Source organism: Microcoleus sp. B3-A4, from assembly GCF_036705385.1.
Classification (GTDB): Bacteria; Cyanobacteriota; Cyanobacteriia; order Cyanobacteriales; family Microcoleaceae; genus Microcoleus.
In genome coordinates, this window is record NZ_JAUBUI010000195.1 from 1 (window position 1) to 2,056 (window position 2,056).

Annotated in this window: 3 protein-coding genes; 2 read left to right on the forward strand and 1 reads right to left on the reverse strand. The window is 42.8% G+C overall.

The features are described 5' to 3' along the window. Nucleotides 1-388: 388 nt before the first annotated feature. Together QUB33_RS29260 and QUB33_RS29265 are read left to right on the forward strand one after the other, a co-directional pair. Complete coding sequence (locus tag QUB33_RS29260; protein ID WP_333358130.1) at nucleotides 389-658, forward strand: hypothetical protein; 270 nt, start codon at nucleotides 389-391, stop codon at nucleotides 656-658. Between the two features lie 51 nt (nucleotides 659-709). Beyond that, nucleotides 710-853, forward strand: a complete 144-nt coding sequence (locus tag QUB33_RS29265) for a hypothetical protein (protein ID WP_333358133.1) — start codon at nucleotides 710-712, stop codon at nucleotides 851-853. Nucleotides 854-1,040: 187 nt separating this feature from the next. Here QUB33_RS29265 and QUB33_RS29270 read toward each other — a convergent pair whose 3' ends face one another. Further along, nucleotides 1,041-1,922: a radical SAM protein gene (locus QUB33_RS29270; protein ID WP_333358136.1), complete on the reverse strand. Its 882-nt coding sequence runs from the start codon at nucleotides 1,920-1,922 to the stop codon at nucleotides 1,041-1,043. Nucleotides 1,923-2,056: the final 134 nt, after the last annotated feature.

A 2,056-nucleotide genomic window follows, 5' to 3' on the forward strand; every position in this document is an offset into this window, starting at 1 on the left:
CTAATTATGAAATGGAACCGAAAAATAAAAAATAAAGGTAACTTAGTTAATGCAGTTTAGATGTTTAACAGCTTATCGCGGACAGAATATTTTCTCAATTTTGCCCTAGCTAATATTGATTCGCTTCCTCCACTATCTCCTTAAATGATAGGAAGCTGGTTTGCTGTGGGGAGGCAGAGCGTAATACTGTTGATATTAATGCGGAAAATTATTATATCGAAAGTTATCCTAAAATCAAAAGTTTTTCCATTGAAGGTGGCAACTGGTGTTTTTGCCGAAGTTCCTGAGTTTGTGATCGCGCAAATATAAAAGCCAAGTTGAAAAATTCTTAAACTACCTGATTGCTACTCAACATTTCTTCCAGCAGACAACATCCACAATTTGCGGGATGGTGGAAATAGAACAGGTGGAATTGAACCGAAAACAGGAAGAGAGGGAAAGTCAGCGCGATCGCGAACAACTAGAATTATACAAGCAAAAGGAACACGAGGATAAAGAGCGCGCTCAAGAACAAATGGAAATCGGCAGGAAGAACGAAGACAAACAGAAAAAGCGATCTCGCCAACTTGAGAATATCATCTTTTTTTGTCGGATCTGCGATCGGAGGCGGACAAATCTTTTGGGCCAGTTATCTCCTCATCAAAGATACACCCATTAAATAGCAACCCGATTTTTCCCTCCCCCTTCATCCCTTCACCCCCACGATTATATGAAGTTTCCTATGCGGTTTAATATTCGGTCTGCTGATACTGGGTATCCTGCCACTGGCGAGAAAAATATCCCCCAGAATCCTGCGGCTGGTAAGAAAAATATTGCCCAGGTAAAGCGGTGCGTGACAGTCAATAGTAAATGACTGCGGTGCAATCATTTTTCACCGTCACCCACCCTAGGACTGATACAAAACATTGTATTCGTAAAGAAATGGCATTGCCGTCTCCTTTAGCAAAACCGAACGGGAATACAATTCATCAAACAAAAAACCGGGTTTCTGCTCAAACCAGGTCACCATGAATACAAGCAATATTAACACTGCTCAAACCTCAAGTTTTTAATAATTTTACCCCCATTTTTACCTTGTCCAAAATCGTCTTTTGCGAAACACAAGTAATCAGACAAAGCTTGCCGCAATTCAAAGTATCGCGGCGGACTTTCTGAGCTTTTTCGCCGTACCAAATCTCGCGGGCGCTGGCAGTTTTCACATTGCCGATCACCGGAAACTCATCGCACAATTTCACATCACCGCGCGTATCAATCCAGTAATTCCGCAGTCCAACGCGACAAGGACGAGTTGAATCTGGAGCTTTTTCTTCCGCAAAGTGAGGAATCATCAATCGCAACACTTCATCGCTGTTCATAATCGGAGCACCGTTATGCTTCATTTCAATTAGGCGCTCGATTACCTGTGAAAATTCCTCCATGTCTTCTTTTTCAATCCACAATTCCTCGAATGTTTCTGGCGTCCAGCGGTTGACTGGTTGGAAGTTTACCGTCGTCGCCCCAATTCCCTGAGCCCAGGTGACTATTTCCGGGAGGTGGCGGAAATTGAGTCGGTTAATTGTCGGTTTGACGTTGATCGGAAACAATACGTTCTGTTTTTCTTGTTCTTCGCGCAGATAACCGATTCCTTTAGAAAGCCTGTCGAACAATCCCGGTTGACCTCGCAAATAATCGTGCAGTTCTGCATTCGGCCCGTCAACTGACATATTCACATTAAAAGGACGAGCAGCGACAGTTTTGGCTGCGTTTTCCCTGGTCATGCAATAGCCGTTGGTGGTTACGCCGGCGTGAATGCCATTTTTATTCGCAAAGGCCAGCAAGTCTAGAAAACCTTTTTTAATATAAGGTTCGCCGCCACTAAAGTTGATTGAAAATTCGCCCACAAATTCTTTGACGCTCAAGAGGGCATTTTGCCATTCTTCGATACGTCATTTCGTCTTTATATTCTTTAAGCCGCCAATACTCGCACTGGCGACATTTAACATTAGACCTCTTGCAGAATTGATTTTGTGTTATAATGAGGTCTTTTTAATCTTAATGGGGTGATCTAACTAAAAAG

Excerpts from the sequence above, each read along its gene's own strand:
- QUB33_RS29265 (WP_333358133.1), top strand. The coding sequence starts at position 710 with ATGAAGTTTCCTATGCGGTTTAATATTCGGTCTGCTGATACTGGGTAT.
- QUB33_RS29260 (WP_333358130.1), top strand. The coding sequence starts at position 389 with ATGGTGGAAATAGAACAGGTGGAATTGAACCGAAAACAGGAAGAGAGG.